Genomic DNA, 22,030 nt, shown 5'->3' with positions numbered 1-22,030 from the left:
GGGTCGGTGGCAGAACAGGACGAAAGCCGGGCGACCGCGTACACAACGTTGTCGCTTGGAGTCGATTTCCGCCACGAACTCGAGATCAAGCGTTCGCGCTTCATCACAGTGCTGCGCCGCGCCCCGGACGAGGACTCCGCCCGCGCCTTGGTGACGGAACTGCGCAAGGAATTCCATGACGCCCGGCACCACTGCTCGGCATTCGTCCTCGGTCCGGATCGCCTCATCCAGCGTTCCAACGACGACGGCGAGCCCTCCGGCACAGCCGGCATCCCCATGCTTGAGGCACTCATCAAACGCGAGACACTTCCCGGGGTGGCTGACCTCAGCGACGTGAGTGCCGTCGTCGTGCGCTATTTCGGCGGGATCCTCCTGGGCGCCGGCGGGCTGGTCCGCGCCTATTCCGAGTCAATTTCGGCCGCGCTGGACTCCGCTCCCCTGGTTCAGCGGCGCCGCCTGCGGATTTGCGACATCCACGTGCCCCACCACGCGGCCGGAAGGCTTGAAAACGACCTGCGATCCGCGGGCTACGTCATGGCCGAAACAAGCTACGAGCCCTCGGGGACGATCCTGCGCGTGGCACTGCCTGATGATGCAATCGCAATCGCCGACGCCGGTGAGCGGCTGGCATCGATGACCGGGGGCGCCTCGTTACTCCACTTGCGGGGAACGGAATGGGTCGACCTCCAGGCCTGAGCTTCCTGTGGACATGCCCTCCCCTGGCCGCCACCACTGGACATAGTAGGTATATGTCCAGTCCTTGCTGCCAAGGAGGGGCATGTCCAGTGGGGACCCGGGCCAAGCCGGAAGGGACATGCCCTCCCCTCGCCACCACCACTGGACATAGTGGGGATATGTCTAGTCGTCGCTGCCAACGAGGGGCATGTCCCGTGGGGACACTCGGATCGCACCGTGCGGGGTGGAATTCAAGCTGGATTGGTTCCTGAACCGGCAACAGCCTATTTCAGATGGTGGTCATTCTGCGGTGCAGTCATTCCGCCTGAGCCACGCGGGAGTGCCCTGGATCCTGCCTTCCGGAATAACTTGATGACGTAGAAAGTGGTGATGGCCAGAGCTGTCAGCAAGAGGAAAGGAGCGGAACAAAAGAAAGTAGTGCCTCAGGAAACGTAGGAACCAAGGGGTTCATAATTCTGATCACCCCCATCCGCAGGAGACTACTTCGTCCAAAGAGCCAATCACATGCCAACTCAGGGTGGGAGATATTTGATAGATAGTTATCAATTGGTGATCAAGGCTGAGCTTCCACACAGGGACATGCCCTCCCCCGATCACCACCGCTGGACATAGTGGGTATATGTCCAGTCCTTGCTCCCAAGGGGGGGCATGTCCCGTGGGGACCCGGGCCAAAGCGGAAGGGACATGCTCCACCCTGACCACCAACACTGGACATAATGGGCATATGTCCAGCGCTTGACCCGAACGAGGGGCATGTCCAGTGGGGACCGCGGCAAAGGGGACCCGGGCAGCAGCGAAACAGGGTTAAACAAAGCGGCTCCTGCGATTCGTAAATGAATCGCAGGAGCCGCTTTTATCCCGGCCCGGAAATCCGGGCCAGTGGCAATTAGTTGCCGGTCAGCTTCTCGCGCAGAGCGGCGAGGGCCTCGTCGGAAGCCAGGGTGCCCGCGTTGGACTCGGTGGCAGCCGGCTCGGAGGAGTAGCTGGTGGTGCCGGAGTCGCTCTCGCCGGAAGCGGCAGCAGCGGCGTCGTCCGCAGCGTGCTGGGAAACCTGCTTCTTGTGAGCTTCCCAACGTGCCTGGGCGTCAGCGTACTGCTGCTCCCAAGCGGCGCGCTGCGTCTCGTAGCCCTCGAGCCATTCGTTCGACTCGGGGTCGAAGCCCTCGGGGTACTTGTAGTTGCCCTCTTCGTCGTACTCAGCGGCCATGCCGTACAGAGCCGGGTCGAACTCGGTGCTGTCGGCGTCAACGCCCTCGTTAGCCTGCTTGAGGGAGAGGGAGATGCGGCGGCGCTCAAGGTCGATGTCGATGACCTTGACGAAGAGCTCGTCGCCAACGGAGACGACCTGCTCAGCAAGCTCAACGTGGCGGACAGCCAGCTCGGAGATGTGAACCAGGCCTTCGATGCCGTCTTCGACGCGAACGAACGCACCGAACGGAACCAGCTTGGTGACCTTACCCGGAACAACCTGGCCGAGGGCGTGGGTGCGGGCGAAGGTCTGCCACGGGTCTTCCTGCGTGGCCTTGAGGGACAGGGACACGCGCTCGCGGTCCAGATCCACCTCGAGAACCTCGACGGTGACTTCCTGGCCAACCTCGACAACCTCGGACGGGTGGTCGATGTGCTTCCAGGACAGCTCGGAAACGTGAACCAGACCGTCTACGCCGCCAAGGTCCACGAATGCACCGAAGTTGACGATGGAGGAAACGACGCCGGGACGAACCTGGCCCTTTTCCAGCTTGTTGAGGAACGTGGAGCGAACCTCGGACTGGGTCTGCTCGAGCCATGCACGGCGGGAAAGAACAACGTTGTTGCGGTTCTTGTCCAGCTCGATGATCTTGGCTTCGATCTGCTGACCGATGTACGGAGCGAGGTCGCGGACCCGGCGCATCTCGACAAGCGATGCGGGCAGGAAGCCCCGCAGGCCGATGTCGAGGATGAGGCCACCCTTGACAACCTCGATGACGGTACCGGTGACAACACCGTCTTCTTCCTTGACCTTCTCGATGTCGCCCCAGGCACGCTCGTACTGAGCACGCTTCTTGGAGAGGATGAGTCGGCCTTCTTTGTCTTCCTTGGTGAGCACCAGGGCTTCGACCTGATCGCCAACGGAGACGACGTCCCCGGGGTCAACGTCGTGCTTGATGGAAAGCTCGCGGGAAGGGATGACACCTTCGGTCTTGTAACCGATGTCGAGCAGGACTTCGTCGCGGTCAACCTTGACGACGATACCTTCGACGAGGTCTCCGTCGTTGAAGTACTTGATGGTGGCGTCGACAGCTGCGAGGAAGTCCTCAGCGGTACCGATGTCGTTGATCGCGACTACGGGGGTACCGGGCTTCTCGGTGGAGGTGATGGTCATGTAGTAGGGGCTCCGTTGTGGATAGAGTATCGGTCAGGCAAACCGCCCGCTTTCCGTCGCCGGTCCGCAGGACACGGCAAAACGCCGGGTCATCCTGAATTGTGGATTCTAAATTTGCGCGCACGTAGTATGCGCCCGTTCATTCTAGTCGTTCGCCGCAAGGAGGGTCAAAGCGGCAGCGTGTCACCGAGCCGCGCGAACGTCACGCCACGGTCCAGCAAGCCTGGAAGGGCCCGCGCATATCCCTCCGCAGTGCCGCCGGCAGGCTGGTTGAAATGCGAGATCACAATCTGGCCGGCGCCCTGTCCCGCACCGATCTTGTTCACTTCACCCGCGACCGTCGGGGCCGGGAAGGTCGCGCCGCCGTCGCCGTTCACCGTGAAGCTCACGGGGACCAGTCCGAGGGCATGGGTGATCGACACCGCGACGTCGTCGTAGTAGGCAGTTCCCGCCCTGAAGAAGCGGGGGGCCTTGCCGCAGAGCCGCTCCATGACTTCCTGGTTACCCATGACTTCGTCATAGACTTCGCCCGCATTGGCGGTGCCCGGGATGCCGTATGCCGAGCGCCCGTTGACCGATAGGGGCTGGTGCCGGAAGCCGTGGTTGCCGAGCTCGAACAAGGGATCGGCCGCGAGGTCGGCTGCCAGCCCGGGGTTGGCCTTGATCCAACGGCCGTTGACGAACAAGGTGGCGGGAACGTTGAGCTTGCGCAGGGTCTTGAGCAAGCGTTGATCGTAGTCCGAGCCTTGGGGGCCACCGCAAGCGTCGAACGTCAAGACCGCATGCTTGGACGGGGTTTTCGAGACCACGCCAGTGACGGAGAGCCCCCATTCGACGGGCTTGCGCCCGGAGAATTCGGCCACAACCTGGGACCTCGACGGCGGTTCAGGCCGCGTTTCGGGCACGACAGGATGCTGGCCCGCCTCTTCCACGACCGGCGTTGAAACCGGAGCCGGGCGAGGCGCCGGCGCCGCTGCCGGTTGTTGGGCGCAGGCGGCCAATCCGGTCATCGCGAGTCCGGCGGCAGCCGCCAGCAACGACCTCCGGCCCGGCAGCTCCGATGGGCCGAAGGAGTGGCCCTCCGGCTGGAATTCCCCCATGGAATCCTTCTTCTGCTGTAGATCCTGCGTGTGGGTGGTGCCTAGAAGTGCGTCAGGCAATGGGCTGGACGTTCGACGGCGAACATGTGCCCGGCAGCCAATGCTGCTCCCGGCGTGTGCTCCCGGATCCGGCCTGCCGAAGCCAAGATTACAGGACTGGCGGCACCCAGATAGACAGACCCCAAATCCGTGACGTCCATGCTCAGGTCCGGGCTCCCGCCACGCGTCTGCCTGACGGTGGCGACACCGCCGTCGGACGTCAATTCCCACGTACCGTCGGCAAAACCGAGCGCGTCCCGGATTTCCAGCACCAAGCGTCCATCGGTGCCGTAACGGCGGGCCGACAAGGCTGCAGGCACGTCCAGGACGCGCAACCACAGCATGTCGCGGTAGTCGGAGGACGTGACGCAGCGTCCGTCCTCGAGTGCCCACACGAGGGGGTCTTCAATGGGAGCTTCAGGCCAGGAGACCTGTTCGACAAGGTCGATGCTGCCCAGGAATTGCCACAGTTCCAGGTACGCGGAGTCCGTCGCGGCGACAAGGTCCACGATTTCCACGGTGTATGGCTTCGTGTCCCAGCCGGCGAACTTGTAGGACAGGTACCCGTCAATGCCGCCGTCCGGTCCGTAGTGGAGCGCACATTTGATGGCCTTGTCTTCACTGCCGTCGCGCTTCATGGCCCCGGATACATGATGGCGGTAGGAGTCCTGCCTCACGATGGACCCGGGCGTACGGCGGTGAACCCGTTCGAAAACCTCGGGCGCGAGGTCGAGAAGAACTCTTGGGTCTGCAATTTCCACCCGGCCAACGGGCTCGTGCATGATGCGGAATTTCGGACCGGTGTCCACCTTGATGCTCCGCTCGAAAGTTGCGACGCCAAATCCAAAGCGCCCGTAGATGGACGCCTCGGAGGCGGTGAGGGCGGCCATGGCGAAGCCATCGTCCTTGGCATCGGCGAGATCCGCGGTCATCATCCCCCGCAGGATGCCCTGGCGCCGATGCGTTCCGCGGACTGTGACAGCCGTGATCTGGCGCGTCCGTAGTTCCCGGCCGAAGCCGATATTCAGCTTGTTTTCCAGCGTTCCAAAGGTCGCCACCGGAAATCCCGGGTCGAGCGCATGCAACGGAGGTTCGTCGTTGACGTAAACGCCCGTCAACTCACGGTTGTCCGCCTGGTACATCGCGAGGATCTTCTCGATGAGCTCATCGCTTCGTTGCTCGTCGTGGAATCCGAAGCCGACGGCCCGGATCCACTCACGTGCTTGTCCGTAGTCCGGGTTCTCCTTGTCGACGGAACGAAAGCGCTTGACGTTGTATTTTTCGTTGGTTTCCTTGGGATCAGCCACGCCCCGAGCCTAGCCAGACGGCAAGGGGCACGCCACCTTATCGGCGGCGTGCCCCGTCCAGGCCCGTAACGGGGTCTGGGCGCCTGTTAGTGCCCGGCGTCGTACCAGCTGGAGCCGACTCCGAGCTGCACGTCCAGCGGCACCGAGAGCTCGGCTGCGGTCCCCATCTGTTCGGTCACGAGCTTTTCGACGGCTTCCCGTTCACCATGGGCAACCTCGAGCACGAGTTCGTCATGGACCTGCAGCAGCATCCGGGACTTCAGCCCCTGGCTGGTCAGCTCGGCCGAAACGCCGAGCATCGCCCGCTTCATAAGGTCCGCCGCCGAACCTTGGATCGGCGAGTTGAGTGCAATGCGCTCGGCGATCTCGCGGTGCTGGCGGTCCGTGCTGGTCAGGTCCGGAAGATAGCGGCGGCGGCCTTCGATCGTGGAGGTGTAGCCGTCGATCCGGGCCTGCTCCACCACGCCACGCAGATAGTCGCGCACCGCACCGAAGCGGTCGAAGTAGTCCTTCATGAGGGTCCTGGCTTCGTCGACCGAGATTTCCAGTTGCTTGGACAGGCCGAACGAAGTCAGGCCGTAGGCCAAGCCATAGGACATGGCCTTGACCTTGGAACGCATGGCACTCGTGACCTCTTCCGGTGCCACATTGAAGATGTGCGAGCCGACATAGCGGTGCAGGTCCTCACCCTCCTTGTAAGCCTGGATGAGCCCTTCGTCGCCGGACAGATGCGCCATGATACGCATTTCGATCTGCGAGTAGTCGGCCGACAGCAGGCACTCGTAGCCCTCACCGACGACGAAGATCCCTCGGACGCGACGACCTTCCTCACTGCGCACCGGTATGTTCTGCAGATTGGGATTGTTCGAGGAAATACGCCCCGTGGCGGCGACGTTCTGCGCGTACGTGGTGTGGATGCGGCCGTCCTCGGCCACCGATTTCTTGAGCGTCTCCAGCATCTGGGCCAGCTTCGAGGATTCCCGGTGGGCCATGAGCTGGACCAGGAACTCGTGGCCGGTCTTCTCCAGGAGGGTCTTCAGCGACGCGGCGTCCGTTGTGTAGCCGGACTTGATCTTCTTGGTTTTGGGCAGGCCAAGCTCTTCGAAGAGGACTGTTTGCAGCTGCTTGGGCGAGCCGAGATTGACCTCGTGGCCAATTGCGGCGAATGCCTGGTCCTGCGCGCTGTCGATCACTTTCGCGAGGTCCGCGAGCTGTTCGTCCAGTCGTTCCGTGGAAATGGCAATGCCCGAGAGTTCCATCTGGGCCAGGACCCGCGCGACCGGCAGCTCCAACGTGGTCAGAAGCGCTTCAGCCTTGCGTTCGGCGAGCTCGCTTTCGAAGTGCTTGCTCAGTGCGTGCACGACGGCGGCGTGCTGGACGAGCGCGCCGGCCGCGGCACCGTCCGGCCCATCACCAAGATCGAGTTCCAGCTGGCCGGTTTGCGCCGCTGCAGCCGTGACAGTGATCCTCAAGTGGTGCTGGGCGAGCTCGGCGAGCTCGTAGCTGCGGCGGTCCGGCTGGATCAGGTAGCCCGAAATGGCAGTGTCGTCCACCACCCCTTCCAAACCAAGTCCGCGGTTGTCCAAGGCCTTCAAGGCGTCCTTGAACTCGTGCATGACCTTGGCCTCTTCGGGGTCCCGCAGCCACTTGGCCAGGACGGCATCGGCAGCCGCGTCCAAAGACGACAGCTCGATGTAGGCAGCCCCGTTGGACCTCACGATGGCAAGGGCATCGGCGTCGTCGCCAATCCGTCCTGGGACCAACCGCACGGCGACGGCGGCACGGCTCCCCGCACCGGCGGCGAAGAACTCTTCCAGGGCGGCGGCGTCCTCCAGGATCTTGTAGTCGGGCGCCTCGATGGTTTCGGGAGGCGCGCCGACGGTGTCATCGCCATAGAGTTCGAACAGCCGGGCGCGGAGGGTCCTGAACTCGAGGGTGTCGAAGAGTGTCTCGATTTCCTGGCGATTTGGACGCGGCTCCTCAAGTTCCGCGAGCGTGACAGGGAGCTCAAGGTCGCTTAGGAGCGTGTTGAGGCGGCGGTTGCGCTTGACGGCGTCGATGTTTTCCCGGAGGGCTCCACCGACTTTGCCGCCGATGGAATCCAGGTTCTCCAGGATCCCGTCCAGGCCGCCGTAAAGGTTGATCCACTTGGCCGCGGTCTTGGGGCCGACGCCGGGAACGCCCGCAAGGTTGTCGGCGGACTCCCCTACCAGCGCAGCGAGATCGGAGTAGCGGGACGGGGGAACGAAGTACTTTTCTTCGATGGCCGCCGCGTCCATGCGGGGAATATTGGAAACGCCCTGTTTCGGGTACAGGACGAACACGTTGTCGGTGATGAGCTGGAAAGCGTCACGGTCTCCTGAGACCAGGAGGACTTCGTAGCCTGCGGCCTCGCCCCGTGCCGCGAGTGTGGCGAGAATGTCGTCAGCCTCGTAACCGGGCATCTTGATGGTCTTGATGCCCCACGCTTCCATGACTTGATCGATGAGATCGATCTGCCCGCGGAATTCCGGCGGCGTCTCGTTGCGGCCAGCCTTGTATTCGCTGTACTCCGCCTTGCGGAACGTCGTGTCGTCCGAGACATCGAAAGCCACCGCGACGTGGGTGGGCTTCTGGTCCTTGATGAGGTTGATCAACATCGAGGTGAAGCCATGGACGGCGTTGGTGTGCTGGCCCGAGGATGTGGCGAAGTTCTCTGCCGGCAGTGCATAGAACGCCCGGAAAGCCATCGAGTGACCGTCAAGGACCAGGAGCCTCGGCTTGCCACCTGCCCTGGCGCCCGCAATGGTTGTTGAAAGCTCTGGTGCCGTTGCGGTGGCAGTTGATGGTGCCGTTCCAGTTGAAACTGGCGTTGGCGTTGACGTTGGAACTGAGTCCGGTTTGGTTGTTTCGCTCACAGGTGCCAGCCTAGTTGCCATGATGGACAATTTCACGCCGGGCCCGTTCACTGACGAACTCAATGCGGCGGGAGTTCCGCAGGAGTTGCACGGATGGCTTTCCCGCTACGGAGTGGGGTCGCTCGTGGTGAAGATGGGCATCAAGTTCCTCGAACTGGGCCCGGAACGGACTGTCGCCACCATGCCGGTGGAGGGCAATACCCAGGTTGCGGGCATCCTCCACGGCGGCGCCCATGTGGTCCTCGCCGAAACCTTGGGATCCTTCGCGGCGGCCTTGCATGCCGGAGCCGGACGCCACGTGGTGGGAATCGAGGTGGGCGCAACCCACCACCGCTCCATAGCGAGCGGCCTGGTCACGGGCACATGCACGGCCATCCACTTGGGCGGCACCCTCGCCACCCACGAAATTGTCATGACCGACGATCACGGCCGACGGCTGTCAACCGCCCGGATTACGAACATGATCCGGGAGAACAGGGCCCGCTGACCCGGCACGCGCGGGGAACCTGTAGCGCAACTCGACTGCCGCGCCGCCAAGGGTGCGGGACGAGATCAACTCGAGCGGCGCCGTCGGGCTCTCGACAGGCAGCAATCGCTTGCCGGAACCCAAGGCGACTGGGATGAGGGTGACAATCATCTCGTCCAGCAGGCCGGCCTTGGCGAACTGGGCCACGAGGTCTCCACCACCAACCAGCCAGACGTTCTTCTCGCCGGCATCGGCAACCAGGTCCGGCGCGAATTCCGCAACCTCGCCGCGCACGAACGTAACGTCCGCGCCGGGCGGCGCAGCGTATTCGCGGTGGGTGAAGATCCAGCATGGAATACCCGGATAAGGCCATTTGCCCGGCTCGTGTTCCATGAGCCAGCGATACGTCTGGCCGCCCATGGCAATGCAGCCGATGCCTGCCATGAAGTCTTCGTAGCTTTCGGTGACGCCCTCGGCCTCTTCGAACTGGAGCAGCCAGCCGAGATCGTCTTCTTTCGTGGCGATGAACCCGTCAAGCGATGACGCCACGTAGTACTGGAAATCCGCCATGGCCCCACCCTACCCATGAGGCAGCGGCGTTCACAGCTACTTCGTGAAGTACGGGACGATCAGGTAGATCCCGAAAAGCACAGCGATTCCGCAGGCCGCGAAGCACACGTAGGCGAGGGAGCGGACCATGACCGGCGACTTCTGCCGGGCGTCGCCCGCGATGGCGGTGAGACGGACACCGAGGGAATACAGCACAACGAGCAGCACGGCTGCCACAAGGGTTGCGCCGGCTACCTCCACCAGATCCAACCACTTCATGACCGGATGTCCTTGCTCGTGCTTTTGCCCGGAATCTGTTTTTTAGCTTTCTTCTTACGGAAGCGGACTGCGGTGCCTGCTTCCTCGACTTCGACGGCGTTGTGGTGGCCCACGTGCGACTTCCTCGAGTAAATGAACATAAAGACAACGACGGCGGTGCCCACAACTACAGCGATCACCACGCCGGCGGTGCCGGCGCCGATGAGGAGCGCGGTCAAGGCGCCCACGATGGCAGCCGCAGGGAGGGTGAAAAGCCAGCCGGTGGCGATGCGCCCCACGGTTCCCCAGCGCACCGTGGTGCCCTTGCGTCCGAGTCCCGAGCCAATGACCGAACCGGAGGCCACCTGGGTGGTGGACAGCGCAAAGCCAAGATGGGAGGAAGCAAGGATGGCCGAAGCGGTGCTGGCTTCCGCCGAGAAGCCCTGCGCCGGTTTGACGTCGGTCAGCCCCGAGCCCATGGTCCGGATGATGCGCCAGCCGCCGGCATAGGTGCCGATGGCGATAGCGAGGGCGCAGGCTCCGATCACCCAGAGGAGTGGTCCGCTGCCGGCCGGTTGGGTTCCGGCGGCGATCAGGACCAAGGTGATGATGCCCATCGTCTTTTGCGCGTCGTTGGTACCGTGCGCCAACGCGACAAGGCTGGAGGTGAAGATCTGGCCTGCACGGAATCCGCCGCGCTTCTGGGTCAGTTTGTCGCCGGTTTCGGGGTCATGGCGGGACGTCAGGGCGTAGGCCAGCTTGGTGCACAGATAGGCCACGGCACCGGCGAGCAGCGGCGAGAAGATGGCAGGAAGGATGACTTTCTGGAGCACGGTGTCGAAGTTGACGGCGTGGAGGCCGACGCCGACGATTGCCGCACCGATGAGGCCGCCGAAAAGCGCGTGCGAAGAACTCGACGGCAGCCCCTTGAGCCAGGTGAACATGTTCCACAGGACGGCCCCCATCAGTCCGGCGAAGATGATCTCCGGCGTGATGTGGATGCCGTCCGTGCCCTCTCGGATAAGGCCTCCGGAGATGGTCTTTGCCACTTCGGTCGAGAGAAAGGCGCCCACGAGGTTGAGCACCGCGGCCAGGGCGACAGCCGTCTTGGGCTTGATGGCACCCGTGGCGATCGGAGTCGCCATGGCGTTCGCAGTGTCGTGGAACCCGTTGGTGAAGTCAAAAAATAAGGCCAGCGCTATGACAAGCGCGACCATGAAGGTGATTCCCACCTTGTGCCCAATCTGCAGAGTCGACGATGCGCAGTTCCACTTCCCAGGGCCTGCCTAACCCAAAACAGTTCAGCAATCCTTCATCTGACTGCACTGGCGGAATTATCTATGGTGGGCGTGAAACCTTAAGAATCTTACGTGCGATCGCCGGCATGGCCAAACATCGAATCATCCAAGGAATTGCCGAACGGCCGCGATGTCGCTCCGTGACAGGCCCCTCCGCGGGTCCGGGGAGATCCAAAGCACACGGTTGCCGAGGAATTCGGCCCAGGACCGGGCAGCGGCTTCATGGTTCAGCTGATCGTCCATCCACACGATGCGTTCGGCTCCGGATTCCTGGACGTCCTTTTGCAAAACGTCCAGCTTCCACCAATCAGCGGTCTGGTCCCACATGTCGCTCGTCAGGACGGGCCAGTGCTCGCCGTGGAGGCCGATTGCCGGGCACAGGAACTCGGGAGCGAGCCGCTGCCAGCTCGTCAGCCAGACAAACCTCGCCCCGGGATGGGCGGCCAGCTCATTGAGCTCGTCAACCAGTTCGGAGGCGTAAACGACGTCCAGGATTCCGGCGTCGGCGATTTTCCATTCAGTGCCCCAATCGGTGAAGCCCATGGGCCCGAAGGGGCTCACCACGCCGTCGACGTCCAGATACAGCGACACCGTGGCCATGAAGCCCCTCCCCGACGTGCCAACAAGGCCAGCGTAAGGCAAGCGCTGCGTGTCAGTGCAGTCCGGGGGTGGCTTGCCGCGTGAGTTGGCGTGCGGGATTGCCGCCGAAGATGCTGTGGGCCGGGACGTCTTCGCCCTTCATCAGGAACGAGTCGGCTTCGAGCTGGGCACCTTCGTGCAGGGTGGTTCCGTAGTGGACGAATGCGCCCACTCCAAGGGTGCAGCCGGGACCAATATTGACGGCATCGAGTTTGAACGCGCCGTCTTCCATCGAGTGGCATTGCGCAACGGAATAGGCGTTTAGGGTGCAGTAGTCCCCGATGGTGACGAGGGTCTTTTCCGGGAGCCCGCAACCGTCGTCGAAGACCTTCTTGCCTATCCGAGCCCCCAGGATTCGCCAGATCACGGCTTTGAACGGCGTACCGTTGAACATTTGGACAATGCCTCCGGCTCCGAGCTTCCAGAAGCGCTCATGGCGCCAGAAGGGCACTTCGTAAATGGAGCAAAAGGTCGGCGAAAGTCTCCTGAATCCGAGGGATGCCCACTCGACGAGGATCATCACGGCGCCGGTGGTCGTCACCATTGTTCCGACCGCGGCCAAGGCGGCTAGCGCTCCTGCGGTGGGGAGGAAAGCTTGCGATGCCCAGGCAGCGAGGAGTATCACGTACAGCTCGGCCCAGCGGGCAAGCAGGTAGTAGATCACCGTCACGGTGTTGTGGATGTTCTTTGCCGGGATCCGGCGCGCCCGTTCCTCAGGCGTCCTGAACCGGTCAAAGGTGTTGTCACGGTCCACGGTGCGCGGTATTTCAAAGGGAGGTGAGCCCAGGAGTCCCACTCCTTCGCGGAGCGGGCCCTCCACGGGCACCATGGTCTTCGTCCCCAGCAGGCAGTTGTCCCCTAGCCTCGCTCCGGCGGGATAGGCGATGTTGTTCCCGAAGAAGCTCTTGGCCCCAATGGCGGCAGGAGAGAGGCGGAAAGCGGTGTTCGAGTAGTCGGCATGGATGATCGACAGGCCATCGGAGACCATGGTGCCGCTGCCGACTGTGGTCAGGGTGGGGCTGTCATGCTTGAGTCCGACGCCGAAATTTGATCCGGTCTGCACCAGGTCCGGCTGGTGATAGCCGAGGACGTTCAGGTAGTAGACGATCAGGGAGCTGTCTCCGGTGAGCTGGAGGAGGGCTTTGAGGTTGGTCAGGCGCTGAGCTGTCCGCAAGAGTCCGAATCGGAAGCCGTAAAGGGGGTAGTCCTTGCCAGGGGCCAGGAGCAACGCAAGCAGCCTGGGAAGCGTGGCTGCAATGGCGAAAGCGACAAGGATGCTGCCGAAAAGAAGGACCCCGGAAATGAGCAGGAGCGCTTCCCAGAAAAGCGGCCGGCCCGGGTTTGTTTCTCCAGTCGGGAGAGAGGCGAGTACCAGGTCGATGGCTCCAAGCCCGAGGGCTGACACCAAAACCACGTGGACCAGCAGGGTCCAGAAACTGAAACTGGCCCGACGGGCCGGCCCTGACGTGGCTTGTCCCGCCCTGCGGTAGCTGGCGTTGGTGGGCTCGGCGGGTGAGCCTGCCCACGCTCCCCCATCCGGAACAGCCTGGAAGCGATGCAGGCAGGAGCTGTGCCCCAGTTGGGCGTCATCGCCCATGGCTGTGTCAATGTCCAGCGTCGTCTGTTCGCCGATCAGGACATTGCGGCCCAAAGTGACGGTCCCCGTCTGGATCCGGCCGGCGTGGGCACGGTAGCAATTGAAGCTGCAATCCCTCCGGATCACCGTGCCGGCACCTACCGTCAGCAGGTCGGTGCAGGCGGGAATCCTTGAGGAGAGGATGGTTACCCGGGGGCCGATCCTGGCCCCGAGTGCGCGGAGATATAACGGAAAGACCGGCGTCCCGACGAACAAGCGGAGCGGGCTCGTGTTGACCAATGTCTTGATAAACCAGAAGCGGACGTACCGCAAGGACCAGATAGGGAACTCCTCGGCCTTCCACCGGCCGATCAGCATCCATTTGAGCACAACGGGTATGACCGCCAATGCCAGGAACGATATGGTCCCGACGACGGCGGAGCGCGCCACGACGACGCCGGGCTGCCGCGACCCGCCGATCCACTGCTCACCGGTGAAGGGGATGAGCACGACCACGTAAGCGTAGAACAGCCCGGCTAACGCCTGCAGAAGCCCGCACAGCAGGTACTGGCGAGTGCCTACACGCAGGTACGGCTCAGCCATTGCGGTTTCCCTGGCCTGTGCCGGGGACACCCCCAGCGCCTCGCCGTTCGCGGCGTCCAGGGCGGCCGCCAAGGCGGCGATGGTCGGATGTGCATAGATGTCGCGCATCGAGACTGAAGGCGGGTTGGCTTCCTTGCGGACGTTGGCGCAGAAATGAGCCAACAGCAGGGAATTTGCCCCGAGGTCGTTGAAGAAATCGGCGGTGGTGGAGACTGACGTGAGCTGGAGTGCCGCAGCGAGGGCCGGGGCCAGGATCCGTTCCGTAGGAGTTACCGGCCCGGTGTCGGCGGAATCTGTACTGACCGCGCGCGGGCCGGAGGGATCTGGAAGCCTGCCGCGGTCCACTTTCCCGCTGACCATCATCGGCATGGTCCGGAGGGGCTGGAAATAGCCCGGCACCATGTAGGCGGGGAGCCGTTCGCGCAGCCAGGCGCGGAGCTCGCCTCCTTCCACCTTGGGTGCGTTCCGGTGCAGCGTGTAGTAGGCGGCAAGTTCCGTGATTCCCGGTCCGGGCTCCCACGCCTTCACGACTGCCATCGCTATCCCGGGCATCTGCAGAAGGACGCTTTCGATTTCGCTCAGCTCAATCCGATAGCCCCGGACCTTCACCTGCGTGTCGGTGCGTCCGTGGTACTCGATTTCGTCCTGGTCGTTGAACCGGCCGAGGTCACCGGTGCGGTAGATGCGATGGGACGGGTTGTCCTCCAGGCCCAGGAAATCGGGAATGAATGCCTTTTCTGTCAGTTCGGGCCGGTTGACGTAACCCCGGGCGAGCCCGATGCCGGCCAGTCCGATTTCTCCCAGCTCGCCGCGGGGCAGTGCGCGGTCCTGGACGGGATCCAGGATGACCGCCGAATAGCCGGGCAACGGTTTGCCCAGGGTCACGGGCTTGCCGGGCTCCGCTGTGCCCCACGTGGCTGTCACGGTCGCTTCGGTAGGCCCGTAGACATTCAGGAAACGCCGGCCGGGCCGGTGCCACCGCTCCACAAGGTCTTCCGGGCAGGCTTCACCGGAGACGAGCAGGAACCGCAGCGCGGGCATGTCGTCGTCGAGCGTGGCCAGCAGGGTCGGCACGCAGCAAAGGGCGGTGATGTTCCGGGCCTCGATGAACTCGGCAAGATCCGGTCCGAGGAGGTTGTTCCCGGGCGGCCGGGGCACCAAGGTGGCCCCGACCATCCAAGGCACCCAGATCTCCTCCACGGAGAAGTCGAAAGCCGTGGTCATGCCTTGGTAGACCCGGTCGCGGGGATCGTACCCATAGGTTTCGGCGGCAATCCGCACGAAGTGGCAGATGCTGGCATGGGTGATGGCCACTCCCTTGGGCCGTCCCGTGGATCCGGAAGTGTAGATGATGTAGGCCAGCCCGTTGTCCGGGGATGCCTGCCCCGCCCAAGCCAGGCGGGAGGATTCAAACGCGGCGATGCGGTGGTCCTCCTTGTCCACGCGAACGGCCAGCTCCGCAGTCCCGGGCGGGAGGCTGTCCGCGAGGCGGGAGACAGTCAGGAGCATGGTGACGCCGGCGTCTGCGGCGATATAGGAAATTCTCCCTGGCGGGAACACCGGGTCCAGGGGCACGTAGACGGCGTGGGCCTTGAGGACCGCAAGCATGCCGACATAGGACCGTACCGGGTCATCGAACAGGAGCGCGATTCTGTCGCCGGGCCTTACCCCGCGGGCAAGGAGGTAGCGGGCGAGCCTGTTGGCCCGGGCGTCCAGTTCTTCGTAGCTGAGCGAGCCATCCGCCGTTTCCACGGCAGGATGACGGCTGCGGCCTTCGGCCCGTAGCCGGTCGCACCGGTTCTCGAAGAGCTCCTCAAGCCGCTCGCCGGGGCTCCACCGGATTGTGTTGCCCAGTCCTGAGTTGCCCGGTCCTGTGTTGCCCAGTCCTGAGTTGCCCGGCGCGGCGCCGACCAGGACCGGGGCGCCGTCCCTGAGCTGGACCAGGGAGCGGGGGCGTGTGGCCGCTCCGCCGGAGGTCCGGCCCGGATCCACGTGCCTTCCCATGTTCGCCTCCTTGTCCTGGCCTTGTGTCCGGCCTTACCGGGCCGCGCCTGTCGTGGTCCTGTGTTCTGCCATGGCACTTTGTTCGGCAATGGCAGACAGAAGGAGCCGGCAGGCGGCGTCGACGAGTTCTTCGGTGATGTTCAGTGGAGGCAGGAGCCTGACCACGCAGTCGTCCCGGCCGCCGCATTCGAGTATCAGGCCCCGCTCCAGGGCATTTCGCTGCACTGCCCGGGCCAGGTCTCCGGCAGGCCGGCCGGTATCCGGATCGGCGAACTCGATCCCCCACATCAGGCCGCGGCCGCGCACCTCGCGCACCCAGGGGTTGCCGGCCACGGGGGCGAGAAGCCGGGCAATCTGCGTGCCGCGCCTGCGGACGTTGCCGAGAACGTCGTCGCGCCGGATGATCTCGGCTGCTGCGGCCCCCGCGGCGAATGCCAGCTGGTTTCCGCGGAATGTTCCGGTGTGGGCGCCGGGGAGCCAGCGGTCGAGGTCCTTGTTGTAGATGATCAGGGCAACCGGGAGTCCGATTCCGCTGAGGGCCTTGGATGCGACGATGACATCCGGCTCGATCCCGTATTGCTCGAACGCGAACCAGGTTCCGGTGCGCCCGCCCCCGGTCTGGATCTCATCGATAATCATCGGGATGCCCAGCTCGCGGGTTACCCTGCGCACGGTTCGGGCGAATTCGGCGGTGGCCGGTACCACTCCTCCCTCGCCTTGGACCATTTCCATGATGACGGCCGCGGGAAGCGGAATGCCCCCGAGCGGGTCTTTGAGGGAATGTTCCAGGAATTGGACGCAGTTTGTCGAACAAGTCTCCGGGTGCAGGCCCAAGGGACACTGTGCGCAGTAAGAATAAGGGAAGAAGTGCACTCCGGGCACCCCGTTGGCCACCGCTTGCTTCTGTTCAACCAGTCCGGTCAACGCCATCCCCACTGCGCTGCTACCGTGGAAAGCCCCCTGGAAACACACGATGTCCCCGCGCCCGGTGGCCGTCTTGCACAGTTTGACGGCAGCATCCACGGCGTTCGCACCGGTCGGTCCGCAGAAGTGGATCTTCATCCGATCGGCAAGCCCCCAGGGAAGCATGGACAGCTGCGCCGTCGTGAAGGCATCCTTCGCCGGCGTCGGGAAATCAAGTCCATGGCTCAATCTCCGCAGTTGTCCGGCCACGACCTCAACCAGTTCCGGATGGCTGTGCCCGAGGGACAAAACCCCGGCACCGGCGAGGAAATCAATGAAGACATTGTCATCGACGTCCCGCACGAAGGCCCCGGAGCCCTCGGCAATCGCGATGGGAAGGTGCCGCGGATAGGTGCGGGCATTGGATTCGTTGCGTTCCTGATGCGCCAGCAACTCGGCAGACCTGGGTCCCGGGAGGGGCCCGGTTACATGTGCCGAGGTCAAGGTAGCCTGCTGCGGGAGAGTGTTCATGGCGATCGTGTCCTTATCCCGGGGATCCGCGGAGGCGGATCAATGATCGAGCCCTTCCCGCGGCCCTGCCTGGGTGACGCGGGGAGGATGGGTGCAGGTGCTGCGGCCCCGCTACGGCGCTTTCGTGGCCTCCTCTCCTGCATGATCCGGCCCTGCAGAGTCCGGCCCTGCAGAGTCCGGTCCTGCAGAGTCCGGTCCTGCATGGTCCAGTCCGAAGGCCGAACGCACAGCCCGCTGCGCGTCTTCAAGCACGGCCGCGCGGACAGCAACGTCGATGCGCGTATCCGACGCCGAGATCAACTCGGTCCCGGCTCCTGCGTCCGAAAGGGCCGTGAAGAGCCGGGAAACGACCTGCGCGTCAGTACGCATGCCCAGCCCGATCAGTGACAGCCTGCCGATCTGGCCGTCGTACTGGAGGTCCACGAAGCCAATGGCCCTCCGGGCAGCGGACAGGGCGGCACGGACACGGAATCCGTCCGGGCCGGAAACCGCCAGCGAAATGTCGCTCCCGCCGGCGCGCGCGGACGAGGCGCATTGAACGGCCATCTCCACCCGGGCGCGCACATCGGCAAGAAGCCCGAAGATTTCTGCGGACTTTCCGACGCCGTCCGCGACGCCCATCAGCGTCAGCTTCGCCACGGACTTGTCGCAGAGAACCGCAGAGACCACTGGCTGCTCAACGGCCGGAGCCCTGTCCCACACCGGCTTGTGGTCCCATTCCGCCTCCTGGTCCCGGCCTGGCAGGATCAAGGTTCCTATACGCCGGTTGAAAGAGGAGCGCACATGGATAGGGACGCCAAAACGGCCCGCATATTCAAGACATCTGGCATGCACGACTTTGGAACCGGACGCAGCCAGCTCCAGCATTTCCGCGGTTGAAATGACGTCGATTTTCCGCGCGCGGGGAACGACCCGCGGGTCAGCGGTGTACACGCCATCGACGTCGGTGTAAATCTCGCACATTCCGGCGCCCAACGCCGCGGCCAAAGCGACGGCCGTGATGTCCGAACCGCCCCGGCCGAGGGTGGTGACCTCTTTCTTCTTGAGGCCCTTGCCCTGGAACCCGGCGACAATGGCAACTTCTTCGCGCGCCAAGCATGCACGGATACGGTGCGGGTCAACGTTGACAATGTGCGCCTTGCCGTGGATGCCATCGGTTATCAGTCCGGCCTTTTTTCCGCTGAAGGTCCGTGAAGGAACACCCAGGTCGGACAAGGCAATCGCCAGCAGCGTCACGGAGATCCGTTCGCCCGTGGTCAGCAACGTGTCGAGTTCGCCGGCGGGAGGACTCGGGCTGAGGGAGACGGCCAGGTCAAGCAGTTCGTCTGTGGTGTCGCCCATGGCCGAAACCACGACCACCAGCGGATGTCCGGCCTGCCGGGTCTCAGCGATCCGCCGGGCCACTCGCTTGATGGCTGCCGCATCGGCTACGGAGGAGCCCCCGTATTTCTGCACTATGAGATCCCGGGCCCGAAGCTCGGTACGCGCACGTAGCGCCGCCTGTTCGAGACCGGGGAAGCGTTTTGGTCCGTCCGCCTCCGGATGCCGACCGTCTGCTCGTATATCCCGGATGCTGACTGTCTGCTGGTACATGGAGCCTCCTGGCGCCCACACCCCCCTTGCCGATTTTACAACGTACAAACCTCGGGAGCGGTTCACTTGGGCAACAAAAAGTAGCCTTAGTAACGACGTCAAGGGCACCAAAAAATTCACTATCTTGACGTTCGTCACGCGAGTGATACGCTCAATACATGGAAAACCGCGCCGGCAACTCCCAAGAGGGCATCAGTGCCCAGAGCATCAGACCCATCGAGGATTCGGTCCGCACCGACTTCAGCCAGGCCATGTCCTACGGCGGGTACCTGGACCTTGACCGCCTCCTCACCGCCCAGCACCCGTTGAGCACCCCGGAACACCATGACGAATTGCTGTTCATCATCCAGCACCAGACCAGCGAACTGTGGCTCAAGCTCGTCCTGCATGAACTCCTTGAAGCCCGCCGCCTCCTTGATGCGGACAACCTTGCCAAGGCCCTCAAATGCATCGCACGCGTCAAGGCGATCCAGCGGACCATGACCGAGCAGTGGTCTGTCCTGGGCACCCTCACTCCTCGCGAGTACTCCGAATTCCGGCGCTTCCTGGGCAGCTCGTCGGGCTTCCAGTCCCACCAGTACCGCGCCGTCGAGTTCCTGCTGGGCAACAAGAACCGCGGCATGCTCCGGGTTTTCGAGAGCGATCCGGCGGCGCATAGCCAGCTCAGCACCCTCCTGGCGGAGCCGACCCTCTACGACGCCTTCCTCGCGGTGCTGGCGCGGGCCGGTTATGCCGTTCCCGCCGAAATCCTCGAACGCGATACCAGCGAACCGTGGACGTTCCGGAAGGACCTGGTCCCGGTCTTCCAGGAGATCTACGAATCCGAAGCCACGCCATGGGGTTTCTACGAGGCCTGCGAAGACCTCGTGGACATCGAGGACAACTTCCACGCCTGGCGCTTCCGGCACTTGCGTACGGTGCAACGGACCATCGGATTCAAGGTGGGTACGGGCGGCTCCTCGGGCGTCGACTTCCTCAAGCGGGCCCTTGACCTGACCTTCTTCCCCGAGCTTTACGCCGTCCGCACCGAGATCGGCAACTGAACAGCAATCCAGGCAAACAGACAACCCATCAGCTTCCTTCAGGAGAGACATGAACAGCGCTCAGCAAACGCAATGGCCGACGTCGGCAGAACTCGACGCCGTGGATCCCCTCGCCCCGCAGCGTGAGGCCTTTTACTCCCCTGGAGGCGGCCAACTCATGGCTTACCTCGACGGAAACTCCCTCGGCCGTCCGCTCAAGGCGACATCGGCGAAGCTCGCGTCATTCGTCGAGGACGCCTGGGGCAGCCGCCTCATCCGTGGCTGGGACGAACAGTGGATGGACGAGCCCACCACGGTAGGCGACCGGATCGGCGTCGTCACCCTGGGCGCCGCGGCCGGCCAGGTCACCGTGGGAGACTCCACTTCAGTGATGCTCTACAAACTCATCCGGGCCGCCGTCGACGCCCAGCCGGGCCGCGATGAGATTGTCGTGGACCGGGACAACTTCCCCACGGACCGTTTCATCATCGAGGGCATAGCCGCGGAAAAGGGCGCCACCATCAAATGGGTCGCCTCCAACCCGGCCAGCGGCGTCCGGACCGCGGACCTCGAGGGACTGCTCAGCGAGCGGACCGCCGTCGTCGTGCTCAGCCACGTGGCTTACCGTTCCGGTTTCCTGGCGGACGCCGCGGGGATCACCGCCATGGTCAAGCACGCCGGAGCGCTCATGCTCTGGGATCTGTGCCACTCGGTAGGCTCGGTACCCCTCGAACTGGACGCGTGGGGTGTGGACCTTGCCGTGGGTTGCACGTACAAATACCTCAACGGCGGCCCGGGCTCGCCCGCGTTCGCTTACGTCAACGCTTCGCAGCAGGACCGGCTGCAACAGCCCATTTGGGGCTGGATGGGCGCCGACGACCCCTTCGGGATGACGGAAAGCTACAAGCCGGCGAAGGGGATCCGAAGCTTCATCACGGGCACTCCCCCGGTGCTGGCCATGCAGCCGCTCAAGGACATGGTGGAGTTGATCGCATCAGTGGGAATGGACGCCGTGCGGGAGAAGTCCATCAAACTCACGGAGTACGCGGTCGCCTTGGCCGAGGACATGCTGGTCCCCCTCGGCGCCGAGATTGTCAGCCCGCGCAACACCGCAGAGCGTGGGTCACACATCACAGTGGACCATCCCCTCTTCGGCGAGGTGACCCAGACGCTGTGGGAACGCGGTGTCATTCCGGATTTCCGTCCGCCGCATGGACTGCGGATCGGTCTCTCGCCGCTCAGCACCAGCTACGCGGAGGTTGAGCTGGGCGTGACCGCCATCCGGGACGCCCTCAGCGAACTCCTGTGAGCGCCGTCCTCGACGACATGGACTCCCGGCCCGGGAGTACCACGTCGTTGCTTCGCACGGTCATCGGCCTCTACCTGCGCGAGGCCGGCGGATGGATGTCCACGAGGCACATCATCGCCCTCATGGAGGCCCTGGGGGTGGCTGCGCCTGTCTCCCGGACGGCCTTGTCACGGTTGAAGAAGAAGGAAATCGTCCTTCCGCAAATGCGTCACGGTGTTGCCGGCTTCGCCGTCACCGAGGGCGCCGCAGCGATGCTTGCCCGCGGCGACCGGCGGATCTTCAACCCCCGCCTTATGTCGCCCGCGGACCGCTGGTGCCTGGTGTCCTTTTCCATTCCGGAATCGGAGCGGGAAAAGCGGCACCAGTTGAGGCGCAGATTGCACTGGATCGGCTGCGGCACGGTGGCCGCAGGGCTGTGGATCTGCCCGGATTCGCTGCGGGAGGAGGTGGAGGAGATCCTGGCGGACCTGGAGCTGCGCGGCATGGCCACGGTGTTCGTCACGGACACTCCCTTGGTCGGCGGCAGCCTCCGGGATGCCGCATCAGCATGGTGGGATCTGGAGGCCGTGGCAGAACTGCATCGGGACTTCATCCGGCATCATCGTGCCGAGGACGACGGCGGCGGCCCGGGCAACGGTTCCGGCGGCGGCCCGGCCTCCGCCGAAACCTTCGCCCGCTATGTCCGATGCATCGACCGCTGGCGGATCATTCCGTACCTGGATCCAGGACTGCCGGCCGAGTTCCTTCCCGAGGATTGGCCCGGCACGGCGGGAATCGCCCTATTCGAGCGTCTCGGAGCCGTTTATTCACGGGCGAGCGCGGACTTCGTGCGGAGGACGCTGGAAGGCTAGCAGGAGTACTCTGGAAGCATGAACTTC

At 63.9% G+C, this 22,030-nt stretch carries 16 protein-coding genes; 5 read left to right on the top strand and 11 right to left on the bottom strand.

Annotated elements, in window-relative coordinates; all coding sequences use genetic code 11:
• Positions 1 to 6 precede the first annotated feature (6 nt).
• Complete coding sequence (locus AB0O52_RS05110; RefSeq protein ID WP_364534322.1) at positions 7 to 696, top strand: YigZ family protein; 690 nt, start codon at positions 7 to 9, stop codon at positions 694 to 696.
• Positions 697 to 1,582: 886 nt separating this feature from the next.
• Here AB0O52_RS05110 and rpsA read toward each other — a convergent pair.
• The 4 genes from rpsA to polA all read right to left on the bottom strand — a co-directional run bounded on the left by rpsA (position 1,583) and on the right by polA (position 8,233).
• A complete protein-coding gene (gene rpsA, locus AB0O52_RS05105; RefSeq protein WP_184735405.1) occupies positions 1,583 to 3,058 on the bottom strand; it encodes a 30S ribosomal protein S1 in 1,476 nt (491 codons plus the stop codon).
• A gap of 167 nt (positions 3,059 to 3,225) precedes the next feature.
• Positions 3,226 to 4,158 (bottom strand): polysaccharide deacetylase family protein, encoded by a 933-nt coding sequence (locus tag AB0O52_RS05100; protein WP_364534318.1) that lies wholly within the window; start codon positions 4,156 to 4,158, stop codon positions 3,226 to 3,228.
• A gap of 41 nt (positions 4,159 to 4,199) precedes the next feature.
• Positions 4,200 to 5,504, bottom strand: a complete 1,305-nt coding sequence (locus AB0O52_RS05095) for a GNAT family N-acetyltransferase (RefSeq protein ID WP_364534315.1) — start codon at positions 5,502 to 5,504, stop codon at positions 4,200 to 4,202.
• 86 nt (positions 5,505 to 5,590) lie between these two features.
• Entirely contained in the window at positions 5,591 to 8,233 is a 2,643-nt protein-coding gene (gene polA / locus AB0O52_RS05090; RefSeq protein ID WP_364534312.1) for a DNA polymerase I, read from the bottom strand.
• 187 nt (positions 8,234 to 8,420) lie between these two features.
• On the opposite strand from polA, the gene AB0O52_RS05085 reads away from it, so the two are divergent.
• On the top strand, positions 8,421 to 8,888 hold the full coding sequence (locus AB0O52_RS05085; RefSeq protein ID WP_364534309.1) for a hotdog fold thioesterase: 468 nt from the start codon (positions 8,421 to 8,423) through the stop codon (positions 8,886 to 8,888).
• Here AB0O52_RS05085 and AB0O52_RS05080 read toward each other — a convergent pair.
• From AB0O52_RS05080 to AB0O52_RS05050, 7 genes are all read right to left on the bottom strand, one after another.
• Positions 8,841 to 9,437, bottom strand: a complete 597-nt coding sequence (locus AB0O52_RS05080; protein WP_364534306.1) for a dihydrofolate reductase family protein — start codon at positions 9,435 to 9,437, stop codon at positions 8,841 to 8,843. The two genes, AB0O52_RS05085 and AB0O52_RS05080, sit on opposite strands and share 48 nt — an antisense overlap.
• Before the next feature lie 36 nt (positions 9,438 to 9,473).
• Complete coding sequence (locus AB0O52_RS05075; RefSeq protein WP_364534303.1) at positions 9,474 to 9,695, bottom strand: hypothetical protein; 222 nt, start codon at positions 9,693 to 9,695, stop codon at positions 9,474 to 9,476.
• Complete coding sequence (locus AB0O52_RS05070; protein WP_364534300.1) at positions 9,692 to 10,906, bottom strand: inorganic phosphate transporter; 1,215 nt, start codon at positions 10,904 to 10,906, stop codon at positions 9,692 to 9,694. Before AB0O52_RS05070 ends, AB0O52_RS05075 begins: the two co-directional genes overlap by 4 nt.
• 168 nt (positions 10,907 to 11,074) lie before the next feature.
• On the bottom strand, positions 11,075 to 11,572 hold the full coding sequence (locus AB0O52_RS05065) for an HAD domain-containing protein (RefSeq protein WP_364534297.1): 498 nt from the start codon (positions 11,570 to 11,572) through the stop codon (positions 11,075 to 11,077).
• A gap of 52 nt (positions 11,573 to 11,624) precedes the next feature.
• The gene (locus AB0O52_RS05060; RefSeq protein ID WP_364534294.1) at positions 11,625 to 15,794 is read right to left on the bottom strand and encodes a Pls/PosA family non-ribosomal peptide synthetase; all 4,170 of its coding nucleotides are present in this window, start codon (positions 15,792 to 15,794) and stop codon (positions 11,625 to 11,627) included.
• A gap of 33 nt (positions 15,795 to 15,827) precedes the next feature.
• Positions 15,828 to 17,228 (bottom strand): diaminobutyrate--2-oxoglutarate transaminase family protein, encoded by a 1,401-nt coding sequence (locus AB0O52_RS05055; protein WP_364534291.1) that lies wholly within the window; start codon positions 17,226 to 17,228, stop codon positions 15,828 to 15,830.
• 111 nt (positions 17,229 to 17,339) lie between these two features.
• The gene (locus AB0O52_RS05050) at positions 17,340 to 18,821 is read right to left on the bottom strand and encodes an aspartate kinase (RefSeq protein WP_364534288.1); all 1,482 of its coding nucleotides are present in this window, start codon (positions 18,819 to 18,821) and stop codon (positions 17,340 to 17,342) included.
• Between the two features lie 158 nt (positions 18,822 to 18,979).
• Between AB0O52_RS05050 and kynA the strand changes: the two genes are divergently transcribed.
• From kynA to AB0O52_RS05035, 3 genes are read left to right on the top strand one after another with little or no spacing between them, the layout of a single operon-like run.
• On the top strand, positions 18,980 to 19,864 hold the full coding sequence (gene kynA / locus AB0O52_RS05045) for a tryptophan 2,3-dioxygenase (RefSeq protein WP_364534285.1): 885 nt from the start codon (positions 18,980 to 18,982) through the stop codon (positions 19,862 to 19,864).
• Between the two features lie 49 nt (positions 19,865 to 19,913).
• Positions 19,914 to 21,152: an aminotransferase class V-fold PLP-dependent enzyme gene (locus tag AB0O52_RS05040; protein ID WP_364534283.1), complete on the top strand. Its 1,239-nt coding sequence runs from the start codon at positions 19,914 to 19,916 to the stop codon at positions 21,150 to 21,152.
• The gene (locus AB0O52_RS05035) at positions 21,149 to 22,003 is read left to right on the top strand and encodes a PaaX family transcriptional regulator C-terminal domain-containing protein (protein WP_364534280.1); all 855 of its coding nucleotides are present in this window, start codon (positions 21,149 to 21,151) and stop codon (positions 22,001 to 22,003) included. The genes AB0O52_RS05040 and AB0O52_RS05035 overlap by 4 nt, the downstream gene beginning before the upstream one ends.
• Positions 22,004 to 22,030: the final 27 nt, after the last annotated feature.

The sequence above is a fragment of the Arthrobacter sp. NPDC080073 genome (assembly GCF_040686575.1).
Classification (GTDB): domain Bacteria; phylum Actinomycetota; class Actinomycetes; order Actinomycetales; family Micrococcaceae; genus Arthrobacter.
The sequence above is the reverse complement of the archived record's forward strand: the minus strand, read 5'-3'. Positions and strand labels throughout refer to the sequence as shown.

Excerpts from the sequence above, each read along its gene's own strand:
- AB0O52_RS05100 (WP_364534318.1), bottom strand. The coding sequence starts at position 4,158 with ATGGGGGAATTCCAGCCGGAGGGCCACTCCTTCGGCCCATCGGAGCTG.
- AB0O52_RS05055 (WP_364534291.1), bottom strand. The coding sequence starts at position 17,228 with ATGAACACTCTCCCGCAGCAGGCTACCTTGACCTCGGCACATGTAACC.
- AB0O52_RS05040 (WP_364534283.1), top strand. The coding sequence starts at position 19,914 with ATGAACAGCGCTCAGCAAACGCAATGGCCGACGTCGGCAGAACTCGAC.
- rpsA (WP_184735405.1), bottom strand. The coding sequence starts at position 3,058 with ATGACCATCACCTCCACCGAGAAGCCCGGTACCCCCGTAGTCGCGATC.
- AB0O52_RS05075 (WP_364534303.1), bottom strand. The coding sequence starts at position 9,695 with ATGAAGTGGTTGGATCTGGTGGAGGTAGCCGGCGCAACCCTTGTGGCA.
- AB0O52_RS05080 (WP_364534306.1), bottom strand. The coding sequence starts at position 9,437 with ATGGCGGATTTCCAGTACTACGTGGCGTCATCGCTTGACGGGTTCATC.
- kynA (WP_364534285.1), top strand. The coding sequence starts at position 18,980 with ATGGAAAACCGCGCCGGCAACTCCCAAGAGGGCATCAGTGCCCAGAGC.
- AB0O52_RS05060 (WP_364534294.1), bottom strand. The coding sequence starts at position 15,794 with ATGGGAAGGCACGTGGATCCGGGCCGGACCTCCGGCGGAGCGGCCACA.
- AB0O52_RS05085 (WP_364534309.1), top strand. The coding sequence starts at position 8,421 with ATGATGGACAATTTCACGCCGGGCCCGTTCACTGACGAACTCAATGCG.
- AB0O52_RS05050 (WP_364534288.1), bottom strand. The coding sequence starts at position 18,821 with ATGTACCAGCAGACAGTCAGCATCCGGGATATACGAGCAGACGGTCGG.
- AB0O52_RS05065 (WP_364534297.1), bottom strand. The coding sequence starts at position 11,572 with ATGGCCACGGTGTCGCTGTATCTGGACGTCGACGGCGTGGTGAGCCCC.
- polA (WP_364534312.1), bottom strand. The coding sequence starts at position 8,233 with ATGGCTTTCCGGGCGTTCTATGCACTGCCGGCAGAGAACTTCGCCACA.